General features: G+C 36.1%; 7 protein-coding genes. 3 read left to right on the top strand and 4 right to left on the bottom strand.

From position 1 onward, the window contains the following. On the top strand, positions 1 to 244 hold a 244-nt coding region (locus LC574_RS36020; RefSeq protein ID WP_229458410.1), incomplete at its 5' end, for a hypothetical protein. Between the two features lie 105 nt (positions 245 to 349). On the opposite strand, the gene LC574_RS36015 is transcribed toward LC574_RS36020, so the two are convergent. Both LC574_RS36015 and LC574_RS36010 read right to left on the bottom strand, forming a co-directional pair. Next, positions 350 to 736 carry a HEPN domain-containing protein gene (locus tag LC574_RS36015; protein ID WP_229458409.1) on the bottom strand — a complete coding sequence of 129 codons (387 nt, stop codon included), beginning with the start codon at positions 734 to 736 and terminating at the stop codon, positions 350 to 352. Next, the gene (locus LC574_RS36010) at positions 733 to 1056 is read right to left on the bottom strand and encodes a nucleotidyltransferase domain-containing protein (RefSeq protein WP_229458407.1); all 324 of its coding nucleotides are present in this window, start codon (positions 1054 to 1056) and stop codon (positions 733 to 735) included. Before LC574_RS36010 ends, LC574_RS36015 begins: the two co-directional genes overlap by 4 nt. 51 nt (positions 1057 to 1107) lie before the next feature. Between LC574_RS36010 and LC574_RS38405 the strand changes: the two genes are divergently transcribed. Beyond that, positions 1108 to 1242: a hypothetical protein gene (locus LC574_RS38405; protein WP_267871798.1), complete on the top strand. Its 135-nt coding sequence runs from the start codon at positions 1108 to 1110 to the stop codon at positions 1240 to 1242. On the opposite strand, the gene LC574_RS36005 is transcribed toward LC574_RS38405, so the two are convergent. Continuing rightward, positions 1226 to 1450: a type II toxin-antitoxin system MqsA family antitoxin gene (locus tag LC574_RS36005; protein WP_229458405.1), complete on the bottom strand. Its 225-nt coding sequence runs from the start codon at positions 1448 to 1450 to the stop codon at positions 1226 to 1228. The two genes, LC574_RS38405 and LC574_RS36005, sit on opposite strands and share 17 nt — an antisense overlap. Positions 1451 to 1708: 258 nt before the next feature. Continuing rightward, positions 1709 to 1843, bottom strand: a complete 135-nt coding sequence (locus tag LC574_RS39520; RefSeq protein WP_368736779.1) for a DUF4258 domain-containing protein — start codon at positions 1841 to 1843, stop codon at positions 1709 to 1711. A 123-nt stretch (positions 1844 to 1966) separates the two neighbouring features. Between LC574_RS39520 and LC574_RS36000 the strand changes: the two genes are divergently transcribed. Continuing rightward, a partial coding sequence (locus LC574_RS36000) for a hypothetical protein (RefSeq protein ID WP_229458404.1) occupies positions 1967 to 2379 on the top strand: 413 nt, incomplete at its 3' end.

The following is a 2379-nucleotide window of genomic DNA, read 5'->3' as shown; positions in this document are numbered from 1 at the left end:
CCATAAATCTAGGCTTCGTTATGTCACCAACGTAGATGGAGAAACAACAGATGTACTCGTCCCTGTAGAACTTTGGCAAAAGCTTATAAGTTCCATAAATTCTGATAACGCCAGTGGTTTAGCTTGGATCGATGAACAAGAGCCAAAAGCACAAATATTAGCCGATTTGCAAGAGTCTGTGCGACAAGCAGCAGCTGGACAAACTTTCCCAGTTTCAGAGCTTTGGGACGATATCGAAGCCTAGATTTATGGCAGAAGTTCGTTTTACACTTCCCTTCAAATGCCGTCTCAAAACTCTGACTAAACGCTATCGGCAAATTCAAATTGACATTCAACATTTTGTCCTTGTTCAAGGGGATAGAGAGTCAATATTTGTTTTGGCAAAATTAAGAATTTCGATAGTTCTTTGAATAATCTGATCGGCATCAGCTTGCGTAATATTAGGATCAGTATCATAGTCACCGCGTAAACGAGTTCTTTCTGCATCAATTAAATAACGATGAAATTCACGAGGAACTCGTTGTGGACGTGCAAATCTTTCTCCAAAAGCAGCAATTACGGCTGAATGTTTAGAGTAAGCAAATCCTTCCCCTTCTAAAAAAGCGGTAGCAATATAAAACATCGCGTAATAGCCACGAGATGCTGCAAATTCAGCAAAACCTTTTTGGTTGAGTTCTTCTGCTGCTTGCAAACTTCTCTCCGCTTTTTCTAAGAGTCTTTGTTGTTCAGGGGTCATATTAATAACCCATCTTGTCTGACATTACGAAAAAAACCACTATTATAATTTTCTAGTTGTTCACTGGTAGCAAAAGCACAACTAATTAAAACGTTATATTCTAAACATAAATCAGCAATAATTTGACTTATTTTCTCACTTTCTTGAGAATAGTTAAAGACATCTTTCAATACAATTAAAATATCAATATCTGAGTCTGGTTGTGCTGTTCCTCTGGCTTGTGAACCAAATAAAATTAGTTTGTCTAATTGTTCTCCATAGAGTTGTTTTAAATTTTCGCGTATTTGGGGTAAAACTGTTGAAATTGGTTGAGATAGCATAATTTAAAATAAACAATTACTTTGTTTTATGTCTATGTTAACTCAAAAGCGATGTCTTCTCTGGAAGACGTTTTGCGAATGGCGATCGCAGCTATCACTAAAAATACACGTTCCTGTTTAGTGGTTGTAGAGAAAAGCAATTTGGTGCAAAAAAAGCATAACAATAACACTAAGCTGCATATCTAAGAATCTCCAATTCTGCTCCATTATTAATAGCTGACTCTGCTTTTTCTAAAACCTGTTCTGTAACTGCATCACTTAAATAATATTCACCGCAGTTATCACAAATTTCTGCTGGAACTTTTTTTAAAACAATAATACATTCGTCTCTTTCTAATGTCACAGTTACTAAACCAGGTTTAGTTTCTCCATGCTGACAAATTACGCATTTCATTATCTTTGTCTCCTAGTTGTAAAACCATCTAACCAAATATTAATATCAGGAATATAAGCTGTTATACCAAATTATTGTGAAGCTGCATGAAACAGGATAAGGGTGAAAGGATTGCCAAGCAAAGGTTTTAGCTTTCTAATTCTATGCAACTTCATACAAAATTGGTATTACTACATATCCTGTATCTGTAGCTTCATCGTAGGAAAATACAACATGAATCGGCTTACCTTCTATAAAATCCAATATTAGATAACTGGGCTAGGGTGTATCATCAGGATTTTCTTCTATCACTTCTCCATAATAAATCACAGTTTTTACATCTTTTTGACTGATGCGACGATAGAACATTTGTTGGATAGCATGACGGGATAAAACTAGATTTTGACAATAGATGAATTATTTTTTTAAATTGTAATTAGTGATAAATTTATTATTTTCCTAAATATTGGGCTTCTATTGCCTGCGATCGCATATCATTTATCTACTGTGTAGTCTGTCTCCCATAGCAATAACTTCATGCCTTTCTCCGATTTTACTAATCCTTACCAAAATCCGGCTAACATACCACAGAAGTATGAAAGCGCCCGTGAAGCCGTACAGCATAGTTTTTATACTGTAATCTTTAATCCTAGTGAACCAGATGGGATTCAAACAGGACTCACGCCCCTATCCCGTGATAAGTTTCGGGAGGTTTTGGGAGATACGCATTCTGGTTGTCACTCTATTCTGAGAGATAATGAGGGTTTGCAGCCACAAGAAGCGGTTGATGCAATGGTTAAATTCTTGTTTGCTAAGTGGTATGACGAACAGGCAACAATTGACTTGGTGAAGCAAACAGAAGAATCACGGGCTTATGTATTTAGTATTAGTAATGAAACTGACCCAGAACGTTTATTAGTTCAAGTTAGGCGGATTTTGGTAAGGTTAGA

Source organism: Nostoc sp. CHAB 5715 (assembly GCF_020829685.1).
Taxonomy (GTDB): Bacteria; Cyanobacteriota; Cyanobacteriia; order Cyanobacteriales; family Nostocaceae; genus Nostoc.
This window is presented reverse-complemented; position numbering and strand designations above follow the sequence as displayed.